Source organism: Streptomyces sp. NPDC034099 (genome assembly GCF_055575415.1).
In genome coordinates this window covers 533,637-559,744 of record NZ_JBVISR010000004.1, presented here as the reverse complement: position 1 = coordinate 559,744, position 26,108 = coordinate 533,637, and the positions used below count along the sequence as shown (strand labels likewise).

General features: G+C 71.0%; 21 protein-coding genes. 9 read left to right on the top strand and 12 right to left on the bottom strand.

Annotation, left to right across the window (positions count from 1 at the left end):
• The first annotated feature begins 16 nt into the window (after positions 1-16).
• Both ACZ56V_RS15005 and ACZ56V_RS15000 read left to right on the top strand, forming a co-directional pair.
• Positions 17-922 carry an LLM class flavin-dependent oxidoreductase gene (locus ACZ56V_RS15005; protein ID WP_468942443.1) on the top strand — a complete coding sequence of 302 codons (906 nt, stop codon included), beginning with the start codon at positions 17-19 and terminating at the stop codon, positions 920-922.
• A gap of 86 nt (positions 923-1,008) precedes the next feature.
• Positions 1,009-1,893, top strand: coding sequence for an HAD family hydrolase (locus ACZ56V_RS15000; protein ID WP_398911320.1), 885 nt, complete (start codon positions 1,009-1,011; stop codon positions 1,891-1,893).
• Positions 1,894-1,938: 45 nt separating this feature from the next.
• Here ACZ56V_RS15000 and ACZ56V_RS14995 read toward each other — a convergent pair whose 3' ends face one another.
• From ACZ56V_RS14995 to hisC, 6 genes are all read right to left on the bottom strand, one after another.
• Positions 1,939-2,988, bottom strand: coding sequence for a M23 family metallopeptidase (locus ACZ56V_RS14995; RefSeq protein WP_468942439.1), 1,050 nt, complete (start codon positions 2,986-2,988; stop codon positions 1,939-1,941).
• A 122-nt stretch (positions 2,989-3,110) separates the two neighbouring features.
• The gene (locus ACZ56V_RS14990) at positions 3,111-4,793 is read right to left on the bottom strand and encodes a sensor histidine kinase (protein ID WP_467378698.1); all 1,683 of its coding nucleotides are present in this window, start codon (positions 4,791-4,793) and stop codon (positions 3,111-3,113) included.
• Between the two features lie 79 nt (positions 4,794-4,872).
• The gene (gene cydD / locus ACZ56V_RS14985; RefSeq protein ID WP_468942435.1) at positions 4,873-8,391 is read right to left on the bottom strand and encodes a thiol reductant ABC exporter subunit CydD; all 3,519 of its coding nucleotides are present in this window, start codon (positions 8,389-8,391) and stop codon (positions 4,873-4,875) included.
• Between the two features lie 80 nt (positions 8,392-8,471).
• The gene (cydB, locus tag ACZ56V_RS14980; protein ID WP_468942432.1) at positions 8,472-9,476 is read right to left on the bottom strand and encodes a cytochrome d ubiquinol oxidase subunit II; all 1,005 of its coding nucleotides are present in this window, start codon (positions 9,474-9,476) and stop codon (positions 8,472-8,474) included.
• A 20-nt stretch (positions 9,477-9,496) separates the two neighbouring features.
• On the bottom strand, positions 9,497-11,002 hold the full coding sequence (locus tag ACZ56V_RS14975) for a cytochrome ubiquinol oxidase subunit I (protein WP_398911330.1): 1,506 nt from the start codon (positions 11,000-11,002) through the stop codon (positions 9,497-9,499).
• 291 nt (positions 11,003-11,293) lie between these two features.
• Positions 11,294-12,373: a histidinol-phosphate transaminase gene (gene hisC, locus ACZ56V_RS14970; RefSeq protein WP_356366716.1), complete on the bottom strand. Its 1,080-nt coding sequence runs from the start codon at positions 12,371-12,373 to the stop codon at positions 11,294-11,296.
• 401 nt (positions 12,374-12,774) lie between these two features.
• On the opposite strand from hisC, the gene ACZ56V_RS14965 reads away from it, so the two are divergent.
• The 3 genes from ACZ56V_RS14965 (at position 12,775) to ACZ56V_RS14955 (ending at position 16,395) form a co-directional block, all read left to right on the top strand.
• Positions 12,775-13,887 carry a LacI family DNA-binding transcriptional regulator gene (locus tag ACZ56V_RS14965; protein WP_003975000.1) on the top strand — a complete coding sequence of 371 codons (1,113 nt, stop codon included), beginning with the start codon at positions 12,775-12,777 and terminating at the stop codon, positions 13,885-13,887.
• A 346-nt stretch (positions 13,888-14,233) separates the two neighbouring features.
• Entirely contained in the window at positions 14,234-15,340 is a 1,107-nt protein-coding gene (gene sppA, locus ACZ56V_RS14960) for a Ser/Thr/Tyr protein phosphatase SppA (protein ID WP_398911333.1), read from the top strand.
• A 182-nt stretch (positions 15,341-15,522) separates the two neighbouring features.
• Complete coding sequence (locus ACZ56V_RS14955) at positions 15,523-16,395, top strand: hypothetical protein (protein WP_356366720.1); 873 nt, start codon at positions 15,523-15,525, stop codon at positions 16,393-16,395.
• A gap of 24 nt (positions 16,396-16,419) precedes the next feature.
• On the opposite strand, the gene ACZ56V_RS14950 is transcribed toward ACZ56V_RS14955, so the two are convergent.
• Entirely contained in the window at positions 16,420-17,871 is a 1,452-nt protein-coding gene (locus ACZ56V_RS14950; protein WP_468942427.1) for a VWA domain-containing protein, read from the bottom strand.
• Positions 17,872-17,950: 79 nt separating this feature from the next.
• A complete protein-coding gene (thiC, locus tag ACZ56V_RS14945; protein ID WP_468942425.1) occupies positions 17,951-19,777 on the bottom strand; it encodes a phosphomethylpyrimidine synthase ThiC in 1,827 nt (608 codons plus the stop codon).
• Between the two features lie 253 nt (positions 19,778-20,030).
• Between thiC and ACZ56V_RS14940 the strand changes: the two genes are divergently transcribed.
• Complete coding sequence (locus ACZ56V_RS14940; RefSeq protein ID WP_468942422.1) at positions 20,031-21,578, top strand: YibE/F family protein; 1,548 nt, start codon at positions 20,031-20,033, stop codon at positions 21,576-21,578.
• Between the two features lie 48 nt (positions 21,579-21,626).
• Here ACZ56V_RS14940 and ACZ56V_RS14935 read toward each other — a convergent pair whose 3' ends face one another.
• From ACZ56V_RS14935 to ACZ56V_RS14920, 4 genes are all read right to left on the bottom strand, one after another.
• A complete protein-coding gene (locus tag ACZ56V_RS14935; protein WP_007388906.1) occupies positions 21,627-22,064 on the bottom strand; it encodes an SsgA family sporulation/cell division regulator in 438 nt (145 codons plus the stop codon).
• A 100-nt stretch (positions 22,065-22,164) separates the two neighbouring features.
• Positions 22,165-22,890, bottom strand: coding sequence for an IclR family transcriptional regulator (locus ACZ56V_RS14930; RefSeq protein ID WP_468942678.1), 726 nt, complete (start codon positions 22,888-22,890; stop codon positions 22,165-22,167).
• 318 nt (positions 22,891-23,208) lie between these two features.
• Complete coding sequence (locus ACZ56V_RS14925; protein WP_007388908.1) at positions 23,209-23,421, bottom strand: DUF5326 family protein; 213 nt, start codon at positions 23,419-23,421, stop codon at positions 23,209-23,211.
• Between the two features lie 143 nt (positions 23,422-23,564).
• Complete coding sequence (locus ACZ56V_RS14920; protein ID WP_468942675.1) at positions 23,565-23,882, bottom strand: cupin domain-containing protein; 318 nt, start codon at positions 23,880-23,882, stop codon at positions 23,565-23,567.
• A gap of 59 nt (positions 23,883-23,941) precedes the next feature.
• Between ACZ56V_RS14920 and ACZ56V_RS14915 the strand changes: the two genes are divergently transcribed.
• From ACZ56V_RS14915 to ACZ56V_RS14905, 3 genes are read left to right on the top strand one after another with little or no spacing between them, the layout of a single operon-like run.
• Positions 23,942-24,319 carry a phage holin family protein gene (locus tag ACZ56V_RS14915; RefSeq protein ID WP_104633764.1) on the top strand — a complete coding sequence of 126 codons (378 nt, stop codon included), beginning with the start codon at positions 23,942-23,944 and terminating at the stop codon, positions 24,317-24,319.
• Positions 24,320-24,324: 5 nt separating this feature from the next.
• Positions 24,325-24,819 carry a low molecular weight protein-tyrosine-phosphatase gene (locus ACZ56V_RS14910; RefSeq protein ID WP_356366730.1) on the top strand — a complete coding sequence of 165 codons (495 nt, stop codon included), beginning with the start codon at positions 24,325-24,327 and terminating at the stop codon, positions 24,817-24,819.
• Positions 24,816-25,994: a cystathionine gamma-lyase gene (locus ACZ56V_RS14905; RefSeq protein ID WP_467378710.1), complete on the top strand. Its 1,179-nt coding sequence runs from the start codon at positions 24,816-24,818 to the stop codon at positions 25,992-25,994. The genes ACZ56V_RS14910 and ACZ56V_RS14905 overlap by 4 nt, the downstream gene beginning before the upstream one ends.
• Positions 25,995-26,108: the final 114 nt, after the last annotated feature.

The following is a 26,108-nucleotide window of genomic DNA, read 5'->3' as shown; positions in this document are numbered from 1 at the left end:
GCATAGGCTCGGAGACATGAGTCTGCGCCTGAGCACCGTGATCCTTCCGTACCGCCGCTGGCACGAAGGCGGCCGTTCGACCTGGACGCGGGCCGAGCAGCTCGGCTTCCACACGGGTTACACCTACGACCACCTCTCCTGGCGCAGCTTCCGGGACGGACCGTGGTTCGGTGCCGTACCGACCCTCACGGCCGCCGCGGCCGTGACCGAGCGGCTGCGACTGGGCACCCTGGTCACCTCGCCGAACTTCCGGCACCCGGTGACGCTCGCCAAGGAACTGATCTCCCTCGACGACATCTCCGGCGGACGGATCACGCTCGGCATAGGAGCGGGCGGCACCGGCTTCGACGCCACGGCGCTGGGCCAGGAGCCGTGGACGCCGCGAGAGCGGGCGGACCGGTTCGGCGAGTTCCTGCCGTTGCTCGATCGGCTGCTGACCGAGGACGCCGTGTCGTACGAGGGCGATTTCTACTCGGCGCACGAGGCCCGCAACATCCCGGGCTGTGTACAGCGGCCCCGGCTGCCCTTCGCGGTGGCCGCGACCGGCCCACGGGGGCTGGCGCTCGCCGCCCGGCACGGTCAGGCGTGGGTGACCACCGGCGACCCGAAGCTGTTCGAGAACGGCACCCCCGAGCAGTCGGACCGGGCGCTGCGGCAGCAGGGCGACCGGCTGGCCGACGCCTGTGCCGCGATCGGCCGCGATGTGGGAGAGCTGGACCGGGTCCTGCTCACCGGTTTCACACCGGAGCGCAGTCGCCCGCTGGAGTCCGTGGACGCGTTCGTGGACTTCGCCGGACGCCACCGGGACCTGGGCTTCACCGAGCTCGTCGTCCACTGGCCGATCCCCGACTCGGACTTCGCCGCGGACGAGAAGGTCTTCGAGCGGATCGCCATGGAGGCACTGGCACAACTGAAGGAATGAGGGCGTGGCATCGAGCGGCCACGGGGAGTCACGCATGCGAGCCGTAGCTCACAGATGTGCGGACCCTCGCACGGGCGTGCACGCACATGCGTGACAATGACCGGGTGACCTCAGCGACCCGACAGCCCGAGCCCCCGGCCGCCGCCACCCGCCCGCGGCTCATCGCCACCGACCTCGACGGCACCCTGCTGCGCGACGACAAGTCGGTCTCCCCGCGCACGGTCGCCGCGCTGGCCGCCGCGGAGCAGGCGGGCATCGAGGTCTTCTTCGTCACCGGCCGCCCCGCCCGCTGGATGGACGTCGTCAGCGCCCACGTCCACGGGCACGGCCTCGCCATCTGCGGCAACGGCGCCGCCGTGGTCGACCTGCACGGCGGTCCCGGCGGCCACAGGTTCGTGAAGGTCCGCGAGCTGCCCCCGGAGAACGCGCTGGACGCCGTACGGCTGCTGCGGGAGGCGGCGCCGGGAACGGTCTACGCGGTCGAGCAGACGTACGGCTTCCACCAGGAACCGGCGTACCCGAAACTGCACATGGAGGTCCCCGACGATCTCCTGCCCGCCGAGGAGATCCTGGCGCCGGGCGGCCGCGCCACCGCCGAGCCCGTCCTCAAGATCCTTGCCTTCCATCCGGAGCTGGACCCCGACGGCTTCCTCACGCTGGCCCGCCTCGCCATCGGCGACCGCGCCAACGTCACCCGGTCCAGCCCCAGCGCCCTGCTGGAGATCAGTGGCCCCGACGTCTCCAAGGCCAGCACGCTCGCCCTGTGCTGCGCCGAGCGCGGCATCTCGCACGAGGAGGTCGTGGCCTTCGGCGATATGCCGAACGACGTCGAGATGCTCACCTGGGCGGGTCAGTCGTACGCGATGGGCAACGCGCATCCGGACGTGATCGCCGCCGCCTCGGGGCGGACGGTCGCCAACAACGACGACGGAGTGGCGGTCGTGATCGAGCGGATGCTGGCCCTGCCCTGACGCCCTCCTCCACGGGCGCCCGGCCCCGCGGCACGCCCGGTGCCGTCACAGCGGCACCCCGCGCTGCGACAGCCACGGCACCGGATCCAGCGCCGAGCCCATCTCCGGGGTGACCCGTACTTCGAAGTGCAGGTGGGGCCCGGTGGAGTTGCCCGTGCTGCCGGTCTGGCCGATCCATTGCCCGGGCTCGACCCGGTCGCCCTGGTCGACGGCGACGGCGGCGAGATGGGCGTACTGCGTGTAGTAGCCGCCCGCGTGCTCGATGACGACCTGGATGCCGAAGGCCCCGCGGCAGGACATCTTCAGGACCCGGCCCGCCCCGACCGAGCGCACCGGTGTCCCGACCGGCACCGCGAAGTCCTGGCCGGTGTGCCGGTTCGCCCACCGCGATCCGCCGCTGCCGAAGGACGCCGACAGTTCGTAGGTCTCGACCGGGGCCACCCAGGACGGGCCGGCGGGCACGTCCGGCTGGTCGAGGCGGACCGCGCCGGGGCACGATCCGGCCGCGACGGAGGAGTCCGCCTGTCCCTCCAGCCGTGACCGCGCCACCTCCAGCTTGCTCTCGATCTTCTTCTTCAGCTTCCCCAGGTCGGCGTTGCGCTTCTCCAGCGCCTGCCAGGCCGCCTGCGCCTTGGCTTCCTCGGCGGTGAGCCGGGCCTCCGCGCGCAGATGCCTGCCGATGGCCCTGTCCACGGCGAGATTCGCGCGGGAGACCGCCCGCTGACCGCGCATCAGCTCGTCGGGGTCGTCGGCGAGGAGCATCCGCGCGGTGAGCGGGAGACCGCCGCCGTCGCGGTACTGGGCCCGGGCGATGCGGCCCAGGTCCTCCTGCATGGCGTCGATCTTCCGCCGTTGCCCGTCGAGCCGCCGCTCGTACTCCAGTGCCTTCGACCGCTGCGCCTCGGCCTCTCGCCGCCCGTCCTCGTACCGGCGGGTCGCCTTCGCCGCGTCCTCGTACAGTCGCGCCACCTGCGGCCCGAGACCGGTGCCCGGCCCGCCGTCCCCGTCCAAGCCATCGGTGGGGCGGGCCGCCGGCACGGCGAGGGCGCACAGCAACACCGGAACGAGCCACGGGTGCCGGCGGGATGAGCGCATGTCAGCGATGGTGGACCAGCGCGGGCCCCGCGGTCCCGTTCGGCTCGTACGAGTGGGGGACCCGTTGCTGCACATGGCCCAGTGCGACTGCTGCACACGGGGCAACACGGCGTCGGTCGCGCTCAGTACGGCGCTTCCCACAGCACCGTCGTGCCGGCGCCGTCCGCGCCGATGCCCGGCCCGAGCCGACTGGCGCCGCCCACGGACTCGGCGCGGCGCTCCAGGTTGCGCAGGCCGCTGCGCCGGCCGCCCTCGGGAACGCCGACACCGTCGTCCGCGACGGTCAGGCGCACGCCCGGCCGGCCGTCCGGCAGGGTCGCCGTCGCGTCCACGACCACCTCGATCCGGCCTGCGCGGGCGTGCCGGAAGGCGTTGGACAGGGTCTCGCGCAGCGCGGCGATGAGGTTCTTGCCGGTCAGGTCGCCGACGGCGGTGTCGACCGGGCCGACGAAGCGGTGCGAGGGCGTGAAGCCCAGCGGAACGGCGGCCATGGTGATCTCGCGCAGTACGCGGGTGCGCAGTCCCGTGGGGGCCTCGGCCGGCTGCTGGAGCGCGAAGATCGCCGAACGGATCTCCTGGATGGTGACGTCGAGTTCGTCGACGGCCCCTCCGACCCTGTCGCGCACCTCCGGCACGGCCGACCTGCGCTGGGCGCTCTCCAGCATCATCCCCGTCGCGAAGAGCCGCTGGATGACGAGATCGTGCAGGTCCCGGGCGATCCGGTCCCGGTCCTCGTACACGGCGAGCCGCTCCCGGTCGCGCTGTGCCTCGGCCATCGTGAGCGCCAGTGCCGCCTGCGAGGCGAACCGGTCGCCGAGCGCACGCTCCGTCCGGGTGAACGGGCGGTCCCCCCGGGCGCGGGGCAGGACGAGGCACCCGAGGACCTTCCCGTCCCTGCGCAGCGGCAACAGCATGACCGGCCCGTAGGAGCGCGCCGGTCCGTCGTCCAGGCGGGGGTCGGTGGTGGCGTCGTCCACGAACACGGGGCGTCCGGCGAGCAGTTCCGTCACGATGCCGTTCTCCGGCGGGACGACCGCGCCGAGCGCGTTCGTGGGGCGCGGCGCGTCGACGGCCACGATCTCCAGGCCACCCCCGTCGGCGGGGAGCAGCACCATCCCGGCGGCCGCCCCGGAGAGGCGGCGGGCCTGCTCGGCGACGATCTGCAGGGCGTCGTCGGTGTCGCCCCCGGCCAGCAGGGCGGTGGTGACGGCGACCGATCCGTCGATCCACCGCTCCCGCTGCTGGGCCGCTTCGTACAGCCGCGCGTTGCCGATGGCGATACCGGCCTCCGTGGCCAGGACCCGGACCATCGCGAGGTCGTAGTCGTTGAAGGGCTCACCCGCGTGCTTGTCGGTCAGGTAGAGGTTGCCGAAGATCTCGCCCTGCACACGGATGGGAACGCCCAGGAAGCTGCGCATCGGCGGGTGGTGCTCGGGAAAGCCGCACGAGCGCGGGTCCTCGGTCAGGTCGGTCAGCCGGACCGGCTCGGGCTCGCGGATGAGCGCGCCGAGCAGGCCCTTGTGGCCGTCCGGGAGGCGGCCGACGCGGCGGACGGTCGCCTCGTCGACGCCGTGGTGCACGAAGTCGGCGAGGCCCTCGCCGTCCTCGGCGACGACACCGATGGCCGCGTACCGGGCGTGCGCCAGGTCGGCGGCCGTCTCGCAGATCCGGTTCAGCGTGGAGTGCAGTCCCAGTCCGCTGCCGACGGAGCGCATCGCGTCCAGCAGTTTCGGCACCCGTGCCAGTAGCTCGGCCGAGGCGCCCTCACGGGGCGGCGGGGGGCCGGGAGGCGGAGCTGGGGACATGACCCGAGCCTAATGAGACCCCTTTGTTCGGGAAAGTCGGATTACCGGAATCTTTCGCGAATGTGGCCGGGCCGGCCGGTCACCGTGCTCCCACCAGCAGGTCCGCCGCCTCCTCGCGTCCGGCCATCTCCCGCAGCGGCCCCGGCACGGCCGCCAGCTCCGCGTACGTCCCGCGCTGCACGACCCGGCCCCGGTCCAGGACGATCACCTCGTCCACGGCCCGCAGTCCCGCCAGCCGGTGAGTGATCAGCAGGCTCGTACGGCCCTCAGTGGCGGCCAGCAGATCAGCGGTGAGCGCGTCGGCGGTCGGCAGGTCGAGGTGCTCGGCGGGCTCGTCGAGCACGAGGACGGGGAAGTCGGCGAGCAACGCCCGGGCCAGGGCGAGCCGCTGTCGCTGGCCACCGGACAACCGGGCCCCATGCTCACCGACCAGCGTGTCCAGCCCGTCGGGCAGACCGTCGGCCCACTCCAGCAGCCGGGTCCGCGCCAGCGCGTCGCGCAGCTCGCTTTCGGTGGCGTTCTTCCTGGCCAGGAGCAGGTTCTCGCGGACCGAGCTGTCGAAGAGGTGCGCATCCTGGGCACACAGCCCGACCAGTCGCCGTACGTCGTCCCCGGCCAGGGCGTAGGCGTCGACACCGGCCAGCGTGTAGGAGCCCGTGTCCGGGTCGAGGAAGCGCAGCAGCACCTGGGCCAGGGTCGTCTTGCCGGACCCGGACGGCCCGACCACGGCGACGCGGCGCCCCTCGGCCAGCGTCAGCTCCAGCCCCGCCAGCGCGTCCCTGTCCTGCCCGGCGTGACGTGCGGCCAGCCCCTTGAGGACCACCGGGAACGGCGAGGCGGGCGCCTGCCCGGGCACCTCCGGATCGCGCACCGGCTCCGGGGCGTCGAGCACCTCGTGGACGCGCTCGGCGCTCCTGCGTACGCGCTGGCGGTACTGCACGGCGAGCGGCAGTCCGAGTACGGCCTCGAAGGCGGCCAGCGGGGTGAGGACGACGACGGCCACGGCCACCCCGGCGAGTCGGCCGTCGGCGACGGCCTGGACTCCGACGAGGGCGGCGACTGCGACGGTCAGGCCGGAGACGAGCGCGGTGAGCCCGTCGCCCAGCGCGGTGGCGGTGGCGGCCCGCGAGGCGATCCGGGTGAGGGTGCCGTCGGCCCGCCGTGCCTCGGCGGCACGACCGGGCAGGGCACCGGCGACGGTGAGCTCGGCGGTGCCGGTGAGCAGGTCGGTCACGCGGGTGGCGAGCACGCCCCTGGCGGGGGCGAGCCTGCGCTCGGCCCGCCGTGCCACGGCCGCGGTGACCAGCGGAACACCGGCTCCGGCCACGAGCAGACCGACCGCGAGCACGGCGCCCGCCTCGGGGAGCAGCCAGGCCGTGAAACCGACCGAGGCGGCCGAGACGAGCAGCGCGCTGCCGGCCGGCAGCAGCCAGCGGAGCCAGTAGTCCTGCAAGGCGTCGACGTCGGCGACGAGCCGGATCAGCAGGTCGCCGCGGCGGCTGCGGCGGAGCCCCGCGGGGGCCAGCCGCTCCAGCCGCCGGTACACGGCGACCCGGGTGTCGGCCAGCATCCGCAGCACGGCGTCGTGCGACACGAGCCGCTCCGCGTAGCGGAACACGGCCCGCCCGATGCCGAACGCCCGCGTCGCCGTCACGGCCACCATCAGGTACAGCACCGGCGGCTGCTCGGAGGCCCGCGAGATGAGGTACCCGGAGGTCGCCATCAGGCCCACGGCGCTGCCCAGCGCCAGACCGCTGAGCAGCAGCGCGAGGCCGAGCCGCCCGCGCCGGGCGCCGGACATGGCACGGACCCGGGCCAGTACACCCCCGCGCGCCTCCGCGGCAGGCTCGGCGGGCCGAGCGGACTCGGCGCCCGCTTCGTCGGAGAAGCCCGGAGCGGCAGCGCGGAGGCCCGCCTCCGCGGCGACCGGCAGTCCGTCGGCGTCGGCGGAGGCGGCGGCCATGGCCGGCGGGTCCAGCCGCACCACCCGGTCGGCCACCTCCAGCAGTGCCGGGCGGTGCACCACCAGCAGGACCGTCCGCCCCTTCGCCAGCCTGCGCACGGCGTCCACGACCTCAGCCTCGGTGGCCCCGTCCAGGGCCGCCGTCGGCTCGTCGAGCAGCAGCACCGGCCGGTCCGCGAGAAACGCCCGGGCCAGCGCCAGCCGCTGCCGCTGCCCGGCGGACAGCCCGGTTCCGTCCTCCCCGAGGACGGTCGCCGTGCCCTCGGGCAGCGCGTCCACGAACTCCAGGGCGCCCGCGTCCCGCAGGGCCCGGCGGACGGCCGTGTCATCGGCGTCGGGCCGGGCCAGCCGTACGTTCTCCGCGATCGTGCCGGCGTACAGGTGCGGGTGCTGCGGCACCCACGCGACGCGGGCGTGCCACTGCGCCAGGTCGAGGGAGGAGAGGTCGGTTCCCCCGACCCGGACCCGCCCCCCGGTCGGGGTGACGAAGCCGAGCAGGGCGTTCACGAGCGTCGACTTGCCCGCCCCGCTGGGTCCGACGAGCGCGACCGTCTCCCCGGGCTCGACGGTGAGGTGCACGTCCGTGACGGCCGCCGTGACGCGTCCGGGGTAGCGGACTGTCACGCCCTCGAAGACCAGGGCACCGTCCGCCGGAACCGGCCCGGTCCCCGACGCCGGTACGGGACGCTCCAGCACGGAGAAGATGTCCTCGGCGGCGGCGAGGCCCTCGGCCGCCGCGTGGTACTGCGCTCCCACCTGCCGCAACGGCAGATACGCCTCGGGTGCGAGGACCAGCACGACCAGGCCGTCGTACAGGGCCATGTCACCGTGGACCAGACGCATGCCGATGGTGACGGCGACGAGCGCGACGGAGAGTGTGGCGAGCAGTTCCAGCGCGAAGGACGACAAGAAGGCGATCCGCAGGGTCCGCATGGTCGCCTGGCGGTACTCGCCGGTGATGCGCTTGATCGACTCCGCCTGTGCCTTGGCCCGGCCGAAGACCTTCAGCGTCGGCAGCCCCGCGACCACGTCCAGGAAGTGTCCGGACAGCCGGGAGAGCAGCCGCCACTGGCGGTCCATCCGGGACTGGGTGGCCCAGCCGATCAGCATCATGAAGACCGGGATGAGGGGCAGAGTGGCGACGATGATGGCCGCCGAGACCCAGTCCTCGGTGACGATGCGGGCCAGCACCGCCACGGGCACGACCACCGCGAGGCCCAGCTGCGGCAGATAGCGCGAGAAATAGTCGTCGAGGGCGTCGACGCCCCGGGTGGCGAGGGCGACCAGCGAGCCGGTCCGCTGTCCGCTCAGCCAGCCGGGGCCGAGCGCGGTGGCCCGCTCCAGCAGCCGGCCCCGCAGCTCGGACTTCACCGCCGCGCTCGCCCGGTGTGCGGCCAGTTCGGTGAGCCAGCCGACCAGCGCCCGGCCGCAGGCGACGGCCACCAGCAGCAGCAGCGGCGTACGGAGTCCGGCGGCTGACGTGCCGTGCTGGAAGGCGCCGACCACCACCTCGGCGATGAGCATCGCCTGCGCGACGAGCAGTCCGGCACCGACGACGCCCAGGGCGACGACCGCCACCAGGAAGATCCGGGTGGCGCGGGCGTACCGCAGAAGACGTGGATCGATGGGTTTCACGTGAAACAGGCCTTCCTGCCCCTGGGGTCCGGTTTCACTGTGTTTCACGTGAAACGCAGTGAAACCGGACCCCGTTGGACTCAGTGCGCGGCGTCGGCGAGGTGCTGGGTGCCGATGCGCTTGCGGAACACCCAGTACGTCCAGCCCTGGTAGAGCAGGACGACCGGTGTGGCGATCACGGCCAGCCAGGTCATGATCTTGAGCGTGTAGGCGCTGGACGAGGCGTTGGTGACGGTGAGGCTCCAGTCCGCGTTCAGCGTGGACGGCATGACGTTCGGGAAGAGCGTCAGGAAGAGCATCGCCACGGCGGCCACGATGGTGACGCCGGACAGGGCGAACGCCCAGCCCTCGCGCCCGGCCTGGTTCGCTGTCAGCGCGGCGATCAGGGCGACGACGGCCATCACCAGGGCGACCAGGCTCTTGGCGTCCCCGCTGTCGGCCTGCGTCCAGAGCAGGAAGGCCAGGGCCAGCACGGCCGTGACCAGACCGACCCGCAGCGCCAGGGTCCGCGCCCGCTCACGGATCTCACCGACGGTCTTGAGGGCGGTGAACACCGTCCCGTGGAAGGTGAACAGCGTCAGCGTCACCAGGCCGCCGAGAAGGGCGTACGGGTTGAGCAGGTCCCAGACCGAGCCGACGTACTCCAGGTCCCGGTCGATCTTCACGCCGTGGACGATGTTGCCGAAGGCCACGCCCCACAGGAACGCGGGGATCAGCGAGGTCCAGAAGATCGCCGTCTCCCAGTTGCGCTGCCACTTCTCCTCGGGCCGCTTCACCCGGTACTCGAAGGCGACGCCCCGGACGATCAGGCAGACGAGGATGGCCAGCAGGGGAAGGTAGAACCCGGAGAAGAGCGTGGCGTACCACTCGGGGAAGGCGGCGAACGTGGCACCGCCGGCCGTGAGCAGCCACACCTCGTTGCCGTCCCACACGGGGCCGATGGTGTTGATCAGCACCCGCTTCTCGGCCCGGTTCCGGGCAAGCAGCTTGGTCAGCACACCGACCCCGAAGTCGAAGCCCTCCAGGAAGAAGTAGCCGGTCCACAGGACAGCGATCAGAACGAACCAGACGTCGTGCAGTTCCATGACTGTGCAGCTCCCTCGGCCTAGTACGAGAAGGCCATCGGCTTGTCGGCGTCACGGAGATCGCCACCGATCTTCGTGGGCGGATTGAGGTCGGCCTCGGTCAGCTCGGGCGGCCCCGCCTTCACGTACTTCGCCAGGAGCTTGACCTCGATGACGGCCAGGACGGCGTACAGCAGGGTGAAGACGGACATCGAGATGATGACCTCGGCGGTGGAGACACCGGGGGAGACCGCGTCGCGGGTCTGCATCACGCCGTAGACGACCCAGGGCTGCCGGCCCATCTCGGTGAAGATCCAGCCCCAGGAGTTGGCGATCAGCGGGAACGCCATCGTCCACAGCGCCACCAGCCAGTACATCCGGGAGAGCTTCGCCCCGAGCGGCTTCTTCAGCAGCACCAGCCGCGGGACCTCGTCCTCCCCGGTGCGCAGGGCCGGTGGCAGCAGGAACCGCTTCCGTGTCAGCCACAGGCCGAGCAGGCCGAGGGAGAAGGACGCCATGCCGAAGCCGATCATCCAGCGGAAGCCCCAGTAGGCGACGGGGACGATGGGCTTGTAGTCGCCGGGGCCGAACTGCTCCTGGAGGGCCTTGTTGGTGTCGTTGATGCCGGGCACGTAGGACTCGAAGTCGCTGTGTGCGAGGAAGGACAGCAGTCCGGGGATCTCCAGGGCGACCTTGTTGTGCCCCTCGTCGACGTCCCCGTAGGCGAAGACCGAGAAGGGTGCCGGCTTCTCGCCGTCCCACAGGGCCTCGGCGGCTGCCATCTTCATCGGCTGCTGCTCGTACATGACCTTGCCGAGGGTGTCGCCGCTGACCGCGGTGAGCAGGCCGCCGACCGCCAGGGTCACCAGGCCGAGCCGGAGCGAGGTCCGCATCACCGGGATGTGCTTCTTGCGCATCAGGTGGAAGGCGGCGATGCCGACCATGAAGGCGCCGCCCGTGAGGAAGGCCGCCGAGAAGCTGTGGAAGACCTGGTTGAGGGTGGTGTTCTGGGTGAGGACCTGCCAGAAGTCGGTGAGCTCGGCGCGGCCCTTCTCCTCGTTGATCCGGTAGCCGACGGGGTGCTGCATCCAGGAGTTGGCCGCGAGGATGAAGTACGCCGACAGCAGGGTGCCGATCGAGACCATCCAGATGCAGGCCAGGTGGATCTTCTTGGGCAGCTTGTCCCAGCCGAAGATCCACAGCCCGATGAAGGTGGACTCGAAGAAGAAGGCGATCAGCGCCTCGAAGGCGAGCGGAGCACCGAAGACATCACCGACGAAGCGGGAGTAGTCGGACCAGTTCATGCCGAACTGGAACTCCTGCACGATGCCGGTGACGACACCCATCGCGATGTTGATCAGGAAGAGCTTGCCCCAGAACTTGGTCGCCCTGAGGTACTTCTCCTTCTCCGTGCGGACCCAGGCGGTCTGCAGTCCGGCCGTGAGAGCGGCCAGCGAGATCGTCAGCGGGACGAACAGGAAGTGGTAGACGGTCGTGATGCCGAACTGCCATCGCGCCAGCGTCTCCGGCGCCAGAGCCAAGTCCACGTCGTCACTCTCCTCACATCGCCACACCGCCGTGGTCAGCGGCGGTTTGAGCGTGTTTGTCACACCCAACGCGGGCGCAATCGGGACACGCTTGTGAACGCGTTCACATTCACAAGCAATTATGACCTACTGCTTTTCGACACCGGAAGGGGGGTCCCCTGTGACGTCAACCCCTTCGCCGGAACTTCGGCAGACCGTTGAATCCGAGGGGCGGGAGCCGTGCCCACCGCATGCGAAATCGCGGGACGGCGCCCGGCCGTCCCGCGATGCGTCGTCCTGCCCCGGCGGGGGCTACAGCTCCTTGCGGAACTCCTCCGACACCTTCAGAAAGATGTCGTTCGCCTCGCTCTCCCCGACCGTCACGCGCACGCCCTCGCCCGCGAAGGGGCGGATGACCACGCCGGCCTGCTCGCAGGCCTCCGCGAAGGCGAGCGTGCGCTCCCCCAGCCGCAGCCAGACGAAGTTGGCCTGGGTCTCTGGCACCGTCCAGCCCTGCGCGCGCAGCGCGTCGACGACGCGGGAGCGCTCGCACACCAGCGAGCCGACCCGGCCGATCAGCTCGTCCTCCGCGCGCAGCGAGGCGATCGCCGCCTCCTGCGCGATCTGGCTGACCCCGAAGGGCACCGCCGTCTTGCGCAGCGCCGCCGCCACCGGCTCGTGGGCGATCGCGAAGCCGACCCGCAGACCTGCCAGGCCGTAGGCCTTGGAGAAGGTGCGCAGGACGCAGACGTTGGGCCGCTCACGGTAGAACTCGACGCCGTCCGGGACCTCCGCGTCACGGATGAACTCGCGGTAGGCCTCGTCGAGGACCACCAGGACATCGCTCGGCACCCGGTCCAGGAACCGCTCCAGCTCGGCCCGCCGTACCACCGTGCCCGTGGGATTGTTGGGGTTGCAGACGAAAATCAGCCGGGTCCGGTCGGTGATCGCGTCCGCCATCGCGTCCAGGTCGTGCACCTCGCCCGGCGTCAGCGGCACCTGCACGGACGTCGCACCGCTGATCTGGGTGATGATCGGGTACGCCTCGAAGGAGCGCCAGGCGTAGATCACCTCGTCGCCGGGGCCCGAGGTCGCCTGGATCAGCTGCTGGGCCACACCGACCGACCCGGTCCCGGTGGCCAGGTGGGCCAGGGGCACCCCGAAACGGTCCGACAGCTCACTCATCAGCGAGGTGCAGGCCATGTCCGGGTACCGGTTGAAGGAGGCGGCCGCGGCCGTCACCGTCTCCATCACACCCGGCAGGGGCGGATAGGGGTTCTCGTTGGAGGACAGCTTGTAGGCCACCGGCCCGTCGGCCGCGGCGGGCTTGCCCGGCTTGTAGGTCGGAATCCCCTCCAGCTCGGCGCGCAGCTTGGGGCTCTTCTCGCTCACCGCAGTCCTCCTCGTGACCACCACCGGCATCGAATACTCCTCACCTTAAGAGGATTCGCTGCCGCTGCGTATAGGTGGGAGGTGACCTCGTCCGTCACACTGGCATCAAGGGCATCAGGGCACGAAGGCGCACGATTCGGGGGGCGCGCCGCACATATATCTACGCGCCGGTGGCTCGCGCCGTGGCGCGCATCCCTCGTGCAGGTGAGTTGAGACCTCTTCGCAACATCCACCACCCCGCAGGCCCTCACTGGTCAACACGTCAGGTAATGGGATGAGTGGACCCAACTGGCTTGCTTTCCAAGGGTGTTCACCGCTAATGATCATGCAGAAACGTGACTGTCAACGCGTGCATATGCGTCCGCACTACCCCACCCCATGAGCCCTACTATCGGCTCGCCATGACAGCAGCAGGGAAGCACCAGGTGAGCCGCGCGGAAACCTCACGTCGAGGCAGCCGGCCGGGCCGGGCGGGCATCAGGGACGTGGCCGCCGCCGCCGGAGTATCCATCACTACCGTCTCCGACGCCCTCAACGGCAAGGGCCGACTCCCGGATGCCACCCGGCGCCATGTGCGCGAGGTCGCCGACCGACTGGGCTACCGGCCCTCGGCCGCCGCCCGCACGCTCCGCACCGGCAAGTCCGGACTCATCGGCCTGACCGTCACGACGTACGGGGATGAACCTTTCACCTTCACCGAGTTCGCGTACTTCGCCGAGATGGCGCGCGCCGCCACGTCGGCCGCGCTCGCCCGCGGCTACGCGCTCGTCATCCTCCCGGCGACCTCCCGTCACGACGTGTGGTCCAACGTCGCGCTCGACGGCACGGTCGTCATCGACCCCTCGGACCACGACCCGGTCGTCAGCGAGCTGGTCCGCCAGGGTTTACCCGTCGTCTCCGACGGCCGCCCGGCCGGCTCGCTGCCGGTCACCGCCTGGGTCGACAACGACCACGAGGCGGCCGTACTCGGCATCCTCGACCACCTCGCCGACGCGGGCGCGCGCAGGATCGGCCTGCTCACCGGCACCACCACCGACACGTACACCCACCTGTCGACCACCGCCTACCTGCGCTGGTGCGAGCGCGTCGGACAGGACCCGGTCTACGAGGCCTACCCGGCCCACGACCCGTGCGCCGGCGCGGTCGCCGCCGACCGGCTGCTCGCCCGCCCAGACCGGCCCGACGCCGTCTACGGCCTGTTCGACCCGAACGGCACCGACCTGCTCGCCGCCGCCCGCCGCTACGGACTGCGCGTCCCCGAGGACCTGCTGCTGGTCTGCTGCAGCGAGTCCACCGTGTACGCCAGCACCGAGCCGCCCATCACCACCCTGTCGCTCAAACCCCGCCGCATCGGCACCGCCGTGATCCAGGTCCTCATCGACGCGATCGAGGGGCTGCACTCCGACCAGCCGGTCGAGCAGGTGATACCGACCGAACTGATCGTGCGCACGTCGTCGCAGCGGCGCCCGCCGCGTACGACGGTCAGCCCGCCGCGGTCGCCGGAGGGCGAGTAGGGGCGGGCCCGGGAGCGCAAATGCGGGGCCGGGGCGCGGTCGCGGGGCGGTGGCGCACCGCGCGTCCCGGTCGGAGCGGGGCGCGCAAGAGCGACGGGGGCGACGGCGCGGAACGACGCGAAACAGGGCGGCGAAGACCACATCCGCCACGTCCGGAACACGGGTGACCCGCGGTCACGGACGGGCGAAGCCAGGCCCAATCGGGGCGAAAGCCGCAGGGAACCGGAGTCCTGTCCTGATTCACCACCCCTGGGTCATCACACAGCGCGATCCGCATTCCTATGATGGGCCCACACACCGCGGGCCGCTGCGACCAGGCAGTCCGAAGCGGTGCAGATGCGGCGCGATGGTGGAGGGGTCGATGACTCAGGGGGCCGGTCAGGGACCCGAGGTGGAGCGGACGGCGACGGTGCGCGACTTCCGGGTACCCGCGTACGTCCACGAGACCGCTCCGTACGCTGCCCCCGGCACGCACGCGAGCGACTCGGCGCCGCCCGCCGAGGAAGGGCTCGAGGAGTCCCTGCCCGAGGGCTACACACCCACCCAGCGCGATCTGCCCGTCATCCGTCGGGGTGACACGGTCCAGGTCGCGGTCGACCCCGAGCCGGTCGTGGTGCAGCAGCCCACCACCGGCCAGGGTCCCCTTTTCGTCGTCGGCGACGTGCACGGCTACCTCGACGAGCTGCTGGCCGCCCTGCGGGAGAAGGGCCTCGTCGACGAGGCCGGCCAGTGGTGCGCGGGCACCTCCCGGCTGTGGTTCCTCGGCGACTTCACCGACCGCGGCCCGGACGGCATCGGCGTCATCGACCTGGTGATGCGGCTGTCCGCCGAGGCCGCCGCTGCGGGCGGCTACTGCAAGGCCCTGATGGGCAACCACGAACTGCTGCTGCTCGGCGCCAAGCGGTTCGGCGACACCCCCGTCAACTCCGGCGCGGGCACCGCCACCTTCCAGGCCGCCTGGCTGCTGAACGGCGGCCAGAAGACCGACATGGACCGCCTGCAGGACCACCACCTGCAGTGGATGGCCCGCCTCGACGCCATGGAAGAAGTGGACGACCACCTCCTGGTCCACTCGGACGCCACGACCTACCTCGACTACGGCCGCTCCATCGAAGAGGTCAACGACACCGTCCGCGAGACGATCACGCGCAACGACGCGGAAGAGGTGTGGGACCTGTTCCGCAAGTTCACCAAGCGCTTCTCCTTCCGCGACGAGGGCGGCGCCGACGCCGTGCGCTCCCTGCTGGATACGTACGGCGGCACCCGGATCGTTCACGGCCACAGCCCCATCCCCTACCTGCTGGGCGAAGTCGGCTCCGAGGACGGCGAGGACGACACCCGTACCGTGGTCGAGGGACCGCACGTCTACGCGGACGGCCTGGCCATCGCGATGGACGGCGGCGTGACCATGGCCGGAAAGCTGCTGGTCCAGCAACTTCCACTGGACGCCTGACCGTTCACCGGACGGCTTTTCGGGCGGCGCCGTCGGTACGGACCGGCACCCAATTTCTGGAAACCCCCTGTCACCCTCCACCGTCACCGCTCTACCATCGGCTTATCCGTAGCAGGCTCCCCTCCGTTTCTGCCCGACGGCTCGTTGGCATGCGAGCCCCAAGCCCTACGGAGCATCGGGGGATGCACATGAACAGCGTTCCGCAGCACCTGTCGAACGAGGACCGCCAAGAGTACGAGCGGGTCCTCGACGAGGCGCTGCGCTCCGCACCACACCGCCCGGAGCTGGCCGCGGTCGGTCAGCGGCTCAACTCCGAACAACTGCGCACCATGGCACTCAACGCCACCGCCCTCATCACGGCGGCGGCCACGACCGAGTACCAGCACTACGTGAAGGTCCGCGAGGAACTGCGCCACCCGGCGCCCTCGGGCCCGTCGTCCGCCACGCGCGAATCCGGCTCCCAGGAGCAGGGCACGAGCGCGGGGGGACTCGCCGCCACCATGGGCGAGATGGCCGAGGCGACCGGCGCGGGGGCCGTCGCCGTCGTCGCCGTCCTGGCACCGGTCCTGGCCGGCACCGCGGCGGCGATATTCCTGCTGGTCGGCTACCTCCTGAAGATGCTCGACCCGGAGGAGACCTTCGCACAGACCATGCTCACCACCGGATGGGTGTTCGGTGCCTTCACCGCGGTGGCGATCCTCGTCGCCGCGGTGGGGCTGCTGCTCACCGCGCTGCGCAACCGCCCCTCCGCCGAGTCCGGCTTCTACAGCGCCCGCGACGAGGAGGTGACCCGGGCCAGGGATGCCTGGCACGAGGCGCTGCTGGAACGGGGCATCCTGCCCTTCCTCCGGGAGGCGCTCAGCGAACCGGGCACGGCGGCACTGCACCGCACCGGACCGGCCGCCCCGAGCGGCAGCCGCATGCCGCACCTCGGCTACGGCCGTCCCGGGTTCACCAGCCCCGACGGCGGCCCTGACGCGGGACCGCGTCCGAGCTACTCGAGCCCGGACTACAGCAGCCCGGACTTCGGTGGCCCGGAACACCGGCCCGAGTAGCCACCGGCACGGGCGGGCAGCGCTTCAGAGGATGCCCGCCCGGCCGGCGGCAGTGATCCAGGACGGGAACTCGGACAGCAGACGGTCGTACAACTCCGGGTCCGGTACGGTGCCGATGTCGTCGACGGCGAAGAAGCCCACGTTGTCTACGCGGCGGCCCGGCAGGGTGTCGAACCGCTCCAGCACCCCGTATTCGGCGCGCCCGAGCCCCACGAACTGCCAGAAGACCGGTTCCTCCACGGCCTCCCGCAGCTCCCGCTCGATCTCGGCGTTGCGGTAGACGCCACCGTCGGAGAAGAACAGCACCAGGGTCGGAACCGGCGCCGGGTGGTCCCGGACGAAGGCCCGGACCTCGGCGATCACCTTCTGCTCCTCGTTCTGGATGCCGACCGCCCGCATGTCGACCTGCTCGGGGTGCAGGCCCTTCTTCCTGCCTCGCCGGAACAAACTGATCTCCCCCACGCGCACGTGCAGCCGCAGCCATTCGGGCAGCTCGCCCAGGCGCAGGTCGGGCAGGCGTGCCGGGTTGGAGGCGAAGGTCCATGCCTGCATCTCCCCGTCGTCGTCCAACTGCGCGGCGACGGCGGCCATCCGCTCCACGACGTCCGCGACGACGCCCTTGGAGTAGAGGAAGGACATGGACCCGGAGGCGTCCAGTACGAGGAGGACGCGCGCGGTGACCCCGGCCGCCCCGTGCTTGCTCAGGCTGACCGCGACCTGCTCCTTGCGCAGGGACAGCCGCTTGCGCATGTCCACGGGCAGGCGTTCCTCGCCCTTGGTGAGACGGGGGCCCGGAGCGGTCGGAGCCGGGGCCGGTGGCGGCGGCACGGGTGCGGCCGGTGGGGCGGGCACCGGGGGAGCCGTCGGCGGGGCCGCCGGGGCAGCCGCCGACGGGGCGGAGGCCGGGGGCGCGGCCGCCGCCGGGGGAGCGTCGTCGTCCACGGTGATGCCGAAGTCGGTCGCCAGCCCCGCGAGCCCGGAGGCGTAGCCCTGTCCGACCGCACGGAACTTCCACGTCCCCTGGCGCCGGTACAACTCGCCGCCGACCAGGGCGGTCTCCGTCCCGGCCGTGATGTCGAACCGGGCCAGTTCGGTGCCGGACGCGGCGTCCAGCAACCGCAGCGACAGCCCGGGAACCCGGCCGAAGGTACCGCCGTCCGCCGAGGCGCACAGGACGATGCGTTCGACCGACGACTCCACCGAACGCAGGTCCACCTCGACGGCATCGGTCGTGACACCCGCGTTCGCGCCGGGGCCGACCCGCTTGCCCAGGTGGCCCACCGCGCCGGACGTGTGGCGGGGCTGGTTGTAGAAGACGAAGTCGCCGTCGTCCCGCACCCGTCCGGCCGAGGTGAGCAGCAGCGCCGAGGCGTCGACCTCGGGGACGCCCGGCCCGGCGGACCACACGAGTTCGGCGCGCACCGCGGGGGAGTCGACCGCGACGTTGGCACCCTTGCTCAGGGAGGTGGCTTTCATGCGTCCAGTCTGCCGAGCAGGACCCCTTGACGGGGAGAGGGCCGACCGGGCGGCCTGTCCCCTCCCCGCGCCGGTGTGCTCAGTCCGCGATCGGCAGGTACACGCGGTTGCCCGCCGCCGCGAACTCCTTCGACTTCTGCGCCATGCCCTCCTCGATCTCGCCCTTGCTGCTCCCGTGCTGCCGGCGAATGTCCTGCGAGATCTTCATCGAGCAGAACTTGGGCCCGCACATCGAGCAGAAATGGGCCGTCTTGGCGGGCTCGGCCGGCAGGGTCTCGTCGTGGAACTCCCGTGCCGTGTCCGGGTCGAGGGCCAGGTTGAACTGGTCCTCCCACCGGAACTCGAACCGGGCGTCCGACAGCGCGTCGTCCCACTCCTGTGCACCTGGGTGCCCCTTGGCGAGGTCGGCGGCATGGGCGGCGATCTTGTAGGTGATGACGCCGGTCTTGACGTCGTCACGGTTGGGCAGGCCCAGATGCTCCTTGGGCGTGACGTAGCAGAGCATGGCCGTGCCCCACCAGGCGATCATCGCGGCACCGATGCCGGAGGTGATGTGGTCGTACGCCGGCGCGACGTCCGTGGTCAGCGGGCCGAGCGTATAGAACGGAGCTTCATCGCAGATCTCCTGCTGAAGGTCGATGTTCTCCTTGATCTTGTGCATCGGGACATGTCCCGGGCCCTCGATCATGGTCTGTACGTTGCAACGCTTGGCGATCCGGTTGAGTTCCCCGAGGGTGCGCAACTCGGCGAACTGCGCCTCGTCGTTGGCGTCCGCGATCGACCCCGGGCGCAGGCCGTCGCCGAGGGAGTACGTGACGTCGTAGGCGGCGAGGATCTCGCAGAGTTCCTCGAAGTTCTCGTAGAGGAACGACTCCTTGTGGTGCGCCAGGCACCACGCCGCCATGATCGAGCCGCCGCGCGAGACGATGCCGGTCTTGCGGTTCGCGGTCAGCGGTACGTACGGCAGGCGCACACCGGCGTGGACCGTCATGTAGTCCACACCCTGCTCGGCCTGTTCGATCACGGTGTCCTTGTAGATCTCCCAGGTCAGCTCCTCGGCCCGGCCGTCGACCTTCTCCAGGGCCTGGTAGAGCGGCACGGTCCCGATGGGGACGGGGGAGTTGCGCAGGACCCACTCGCGCGTGGTGTGGATGTTGCGGCCGGTGGAGAGGTCCATGACCGTGTCGGCGCCCCACCGGGTCGCCCAGGTCATCTTGTCGACCTCCTCCTCGATGGAGGACGTCACCGCCGAGTTGCCGATGTTGGCGTTGACCTTCACCAGGAACCGCTTGCCGATGATCATCGGCTCAATCTCGGGGTGGTTGACGTTGGCGGGCAGCACGGCACGTCCCGCGGCGATCTCCTCGCGGACCACTTCCGGCGAGACGTTCTCCCGGACGGCCACGTACTCCATCTCCGGCGTGATCTCGCCCCGGCGTGCGTACGCGAGCTGCGTCACCGCGTTGCCGTCACGGCCGCGGCGGGGCTGGCGCGGCCGGCCGGGGAAGACGGCGTCGAGGTTGCGCAGGCCGCCGCGCGGCGAGGTGTGCTTGACGCCGTCGTCCTCGGGACGGACGGGACGGCCCGCGTACTCCTCGGTGTCACCGCGGGCGATGATCCAGTTCTCCCGCAGCGGTGCGAGGCCCCTGCGGACATCGGTGTCGACGAGTGGATCGGTGTACGGGCCCGAGGTGTCGTACAGCGTGACCGACTGCCCGTTGGTGAGGTGCACCTGACGGACCGGCACCCGCAGATCGGGGCGCGAGCCCTCGACGTACGCCTTGTGCCAGCCGATGGACTTCCCGGCCTCCGTGGTCTCCGCGGTGTCCTCCTGGGCGGAGTTCTGCGCGGAGTTCTGAGCCGAATTCTGTGCGGAGGCAGGCGTGCGTGCGTCCTTGATGGTCATGAGACCTACTCCCTACGCCGGCATTACCCGGTAACAGGTTCGGCGGTCGACGCAGCGGATTCCGTCCGGCGGCGCTTCGTGGGATACATCACTCGACTTCGATGACGTTTCCCGTGAAACATCGCTGGGACGGAGGTCAGCGCCCTCTCAGCCCGGTGCTCCGAGCTCCCGCGTGTACAAAGGTGCCTCCACGCTAACGCCCATTCGGGCGCGGTGAACAGAGGGCCCCCCTTGTTCTTGCGATGATCGGGCGGTGACCACACCGCAGCATCCCTCCTTCCCGCCGCGTCGGCCCGGCCGCGGACCGAACGCCGAAGAGGGCGACGGCCGGGCAGCCGACCACGTCCCCGTCGTCGCTCACGGCGCGGGCGACGGCAGACCTGAGGCTGGTCACGGAGACGGAGCGGGCGACGCGCACGGTGCGGGAAGCGGGCATGGTGCGGGCGGTGGGCACGGTGCGGGCGGTGGGCACGGTGCGGGCGGTGGGCACGGGCACTCGCACAGTCACGGACCGGCGGCCCCCGTGTCCCGGCATCTGCGGAAGGTCATCGCCGCGGTCCTGATCCCCTTCGCCGCGGCCGTGCTGGTCGGACTCGCGGTGCTGTGGCCGGGCGGCGCACCTCCGCACGAACGCACCGGAGTCGGCTTCGACCGCCAGACACAACAGGCCACCGTCACCAAGGTGGTCGAGCTGAGCTGTCAGTCCGTCAACGCCTCGGGCGGCACCCCGACCGGCGACACGTCCACCGCCGAGGGCTCCTCCGCCGTGCAGCAGGCGAAGGGCGAGTGCAAGCGGGCGACCATCCGCGTGGGCACCGGCGACGACAAGGGCCGTACGTTCGAGGAGATCGTGCAGCCGGACCAGTCACGGCAGTTGCACGAGGGCCAGGAGGTGGTGGTCGCCTACGAGCCCTCCGCGCCCAAGGACCTGCAGTACTCGGTGACCGACATCAACCGCCGGCTCCCCCTGGCCCTGCTCGCGGGCATCTTCGCCCTCGCCGTCGTGGTCGTCGGACGGCTGCGCGGTCTCATGGCGCTGGTCTCGCTGGCCATCAGCTTCATGCTGCTGAACTTCTTCATCCTGCCCGCCATCCTGCAGGGTTCGAACCCCCTGGTCGTGGCGGTGATCGGGTCCAGCGCCATCATGCTGATCGCGTTGTACCTGTGCCACGGGCTGTCGGCCCGCACGTCCGTGGCGGTGCTCGGCACCTTGATCTCGCTGCTGCTGATCGGTGTGCTCGGGTCGCTCTTCATCGGCTGGGCCGCGCTCACCGGCAACACGGACGACAACACCGGGCTCATCCACGGCCTCTACCCGTCGATCGACATGAGCGGCCTGCTGCTCGCGGGGGTCATCATCGGTTCGCTCGGTGTCCTCGACGACGTGACGGTCACGCAGACGTCGGCGGTCTGGGAACTGCACGAGGCCAACCCCACGATGGGCTGGCGCGGCCTGTACCGCGCGGGCATCCGCATCGGCCGCGACCACATCGCCTCGGTGGTGAACACGCTGGTCCTGGCCTACGCGGGCGCCGCGCTGCCCCTGCTGCTGCTGTTCTCGATCGCGCAGAGCGGGGTGGGGACGGTCGCCAACAGCGAACTGGTCGCGGAGGAGATCGTGCGGACGCTGGTCGGCTCGATCGGCCTGGTGGCGTCCGTGCCGGTCACCACGGCCCTCGCCGCCCTGGTCGTGTCGGCGGACCGGCCGGCCGGAGGAGCGGCCCAGGCGGCGGGAGCCACGGCGGCCGCGGGCCCGGGTGCCCCCGCCCGGGGCGGGCGGGGGCGGCGCCGTAAGCGCTGAGGCGCCCGACGAAGCGTTACGCCACCGCCCCGGGACTGCCGTAACGGTTCAGCCCGCGCTCTGCTCCTCGGCCAGGATGCGGTCCAGGGCTTCGTCGAGGTGGCTGTCGAAGTCGGCGAGCGCACCCTCCTGGCCCAGGGGCACCAGCTTGTCGGTGCGGTCGAGGAAGGCCACGAGGGGCGCCGCCGAGGAACGGAACAGGGCCTGGTCGCTGCCGACCTGAAGACGGATCAGCACCTCGGCCAGGGGCTCGGGGTCGACCGGTGCGATGCGCACATCACCGTCGCCGCACGGCCGGCCCACCCCGTCGACCAGCAACTCCCGGCCGAAGGCCCAGGTCACCGGCGCGTCTCCGGGCAGATGGAAGGTCAGGCGTACGGCATAGGGATCCCGGGTCTCGTAGCGCAGCTCCACCGGGATGCGGAAAGAGAGCTCCTCGGACACGAGAAAGCTCATCATGACCTCCGCCTGTACGGACTCGCCCATTCGCCTACCCCGTCATTCGCCGTCGACTGTCCGGGAATCAAACCTCTAACACTGGTGGCATCTTGCTCAACGTACACACCAGATCACAAGGAGTGAGTTTTCAGATACTGATAGAGAGCGCGAGCGAGCCCAGACGCCGCCCCACCTCGTTCTGCAAGCGCTGGGCCGCGGGCAGCAGCCGGTCCGCCTGGTGCAGGGGCAGTGAGATGGCCATCGTGGCGGCCGTGGTGCCGACGGTGATCGGGATCGCCGCGCAGACCGTCCCCAGCGCGTACTCCTGGCGCTCGGTCACCGGCGTCATCCGGCGCATGCGTTCCAGCCGCCTCAGCAGACTGTGTCCGTCACGCACCGTGTACGGCGTGATCGGCTGCACCGGGTAGCGGTCCAGGTGGTCGCGGCGGGCATCCTCGTCGAGCTGGGAGAGCAGACACTGCCCGATGGCGTGCGCGTGCCCGGTCTCACGGAAGTCCGCCCACTCCTCGACCGCCGGATTGCCCGGGGTGTCGGAGACGCACATCACCTCGATCTCGCCGTCCCGGTACATGGCGTAGTACACGGGGACGCCGATCGCGTCCCGCCAGCGCGCCATGGTGTCCACCACCGTGCTGCGACGTTTCTGCTCGGCCCCGCTGCTGCCCAGCCGCTCGGCGGCCTCGCCGAGGAAGAACAGCCCCTTGTCCCGGCGCAGATAACCCTCGTGGACCAGGGTGCGCAGCAGGTGGTACGCCGTGGGCAGCGCGAGCCCCGTCTCGCGGGCCAGTTGTTTGGCGGGGGCTCCGTACTGGTGCTCAGCGACGCACTCGAGCAGGCGCATCGCCCGCTGCACGGAGCCGATCAGCGTCGCGGAAGGCGGGTCGGCTGCGGACGGTGCGGGGGATGTCCCGGGCGTAGAGCGGGGCTGCACGGGAAGGGCGTGCAGCTGAGCGAATGCGGTGTCAGCCGTGGCCAAGGGTCACTCCCGGAACGCGAGGTGGCAGCCCGTGCGGAGAACACGGGTGGGGGTGTGCGCCGTTCGCGAGGTCGCCCCCGCCTGGAGTTCCGGACTCTAACCGCCGGTCACCGCTCACCGACGACCCGTCCGGGAAACTTCCCTCGCCCGAGGGAACCGGTGGTTCCTGTTACCGCCACCGGTGTCCCAAGGCTCTCACCAGTCGCTGCGGGACGACGAGCTCGACATGAACTTGCGTACGACATAGATCAGTCCGCCAACGAGCGCGACGAAGACCAGTAGCTTGAACAGCAGTCCGATCACGAACCCGACCACGCTGGCGATCAGCCCGCCGAACACGACCAGGGCGATGACCGGCACCGCGATCCACTTCACCCACCACGGAAGTCCCGTGAAGATCTCTCGCATCGCCCTTGCCCTTACCTTTCGGGGAATCCTGGGGAGTCCTCTGATGTCCTGCACTCGATGCTAGGGCCGCGAGCGTCACGACAGGGGCCTCGCATCCCTTGTCTCCCCCTGACCGATCCCCTAGGGAACCCCGGGGCCGGGCCTCAGCTCTCCGGCGGAGAGAACACCACCAGAACCCGCAGGTCCTCGCTGATGTGATGGAACTTGTGGGCGACCCCGGCCGGCACGTAGACCACGCTGCCGCGGGCGACCTGGGTGGTCTCCATGCCGACGGTGATCGCGGCCCGGCCGCTCACCACGAAGTACACCTCGTCCTGCGCGTGCGGCTTCTGCGGGTCGGCCGTCCCCGCGTCGAGGGCGTACAGGCCGGCCGACATGTTCCGCTCCCGCAGGAACTGCAGATAGGCACCGTCGTTGGCGGCGCGCTCCGCCTCCAGTTCGTCCAGCCGGAATGCCTTCATCGCCTCGTCCGCCCCTGCCTCACCGTTCGTGTCCGATCGCATCTGCCACGATCAGACACATGAAGAATTTCCTAGTCAAGACGATCGCCAACGCGGGCGCCCTCGCGGTCGCCGTGTGGCTGCTCGACAAGATCACCCTGACCGGGGGCAGCACCGGGGAGAAGGCGGTCACCCTGATCGTGGTCGCCCTGGTGTTCGGCCTGGTCAACATGGTGGTCAAGCCGATCGTGCAGGTGCTGACCTTCCCGCTGTTCATCCTGACCCTCGGCCTGTTCACGCTGGTGGTCAACGCGCTGATGCTGTTGCTCACGTCGTGGGTGGCCGACAAGCTCGACGTGAGCTTCCACGTCGAAGGGTTCTGGACCGCCGTCCTGGGTGGCCTGATCATCTCGATCGTCTCCTGGGCCCTCAACGCGTTCCTGCCCGACGGGGACTGATCCCGATGACCTACCGCGTCTGTTTCGTGTGCACGGGCAACATCTGCCGCTCCCCGATGGCCGAGGCAGTCTTCCACGCGCGCGTGGCGGACGCCGGGCTCGACGACCTGGTCGAGGCCGACAGCGCCGGCACCGGCGGCTGGCACGAGGGTGAGGGCGCGGACCCGCGCACCGTGGCCGTCCTGGCGGAGCACGGTTACGGTCTCGACCACACGGCCCGGCAGTTCCAGCAGTCCTGGTTCTCCCGTCTCGACCTGGTCGTCGCCCTTGACGCCGGCCACCTGAGGGCCTTGCGGCGTCTCGCCCCCACGGAGCGGGACGCGGCCAAGGTGCGCCTGCTGCGGTCGTACGACCCCGCCGCCGAGGGCGGTGACCTGGATGTCCCGGACCCGTACTACGGGGGCCAGGACGGCTTCGAGGAATGCCTTGAGATGGTGGAGGCGGCGAGCACCGGACTGCTCGCCGCGGTACGCGAGCAAGTGGAAGGACGGGCGGCATGAGCGATTCCGCTACGAACGACAGCGCAGGCACCGGCACGGAGAGATCCCCTTCCGGCCCCGGCGACGGCACGCGCGCGGTGCGGGCCGGGCTGCCCGAACCCGTCAAGCACGAGCCGACCCTGCCCGGCCCGGTGTTCGCCGCCCACTACCACCTGCCGGGCGACCCGACCGGTCCCTACACCTACGGCCGCGACGAGAACCCGACCTGGACCCGCCTCGAGAGCGCCATCGGCGAGCTGGAGGCGCCCGGACAGGACGGCGTGGAGACACTCGTCTTCGCCTCGGGCATGGCCGCCATCTCCTCGGTGCTCTTCTCCCAGCTGCGCGCCGGCGACACGGCCGTCCTGCCCGACGACGGCTACCAGGCACTGCCGCTGGTCCGCGCGCAGCTGGAGGCGTACGGCATCGAGGTGCGCACCGCGCCGACCGGCCAGGACGCCCAGCTCGACGTCCTGGACGGGGCGAAGCTGCTGTGGATCGAGACGCCGTCGAACCCCGGGCTGGACGTGTGCGACGTACGGCGGCTCGTCGAGGCGGCGCACGCGCGCGGTGCCCTGGTCGCCGTCGACAACACCCTCGCCACCCCGCTCGGGCAGCGCCCGCTGGAGCTCGGCGCCGACTTCTCGGTGGCCAGCGGCACCAAGCAGCTCACCGGCCACGGCGACGTCCTCCTCGGCTACGTGGCCGGTCGCGACGCCGGGGCGATGGCCGCCGTACGGCGTTGGCGCAAGATCGTCGGCGCGATTCCCGGGCCCATGGAGGCGTGGCTCGCGCACCGCTCGATCGCCACTCTCCAGCTGCGCGTGGACCGGCAGGACGCCACCGCGCTCAGGGTGGCCGAAGCGCTCCGGGCACGGCCCGAGATCACCGGCCTGCGGTACCCCGGGCTGCCCGACGACCCGTCCCACAAGATCGCGTCGCAGCAGATGCTGCGCTACGGCTGTGTCGTCTCCTTCACGCTGCCTTCGCGCGCGCGTGCCGATCGCTTCCTGGACGCCCTGCACCTCGTCGAGGGCGCGACGAGCTTCGGCGGGGTGCGGTCCACGGCGGAGCGGCGCGGGCGCTGGGGCGGTGACGCGGTGCCGGAGGGCTTCATCCGGCTCTCGGTCGGCGCGGAGGATCCGGACGACCTGGTGGCGGATCTGCTGCGCGCGCTGGACGAAACGGCGGACTGAACCGGCGCACGGACGGTCCGAGCCTCCCCCCTCGTGGCTCGGACCGTCCTCCGGTTCCGCGCGAAGAACCGCGCGACCAAGGCTAGTTGACTCAGTGTCAGTGTCCAATCACAG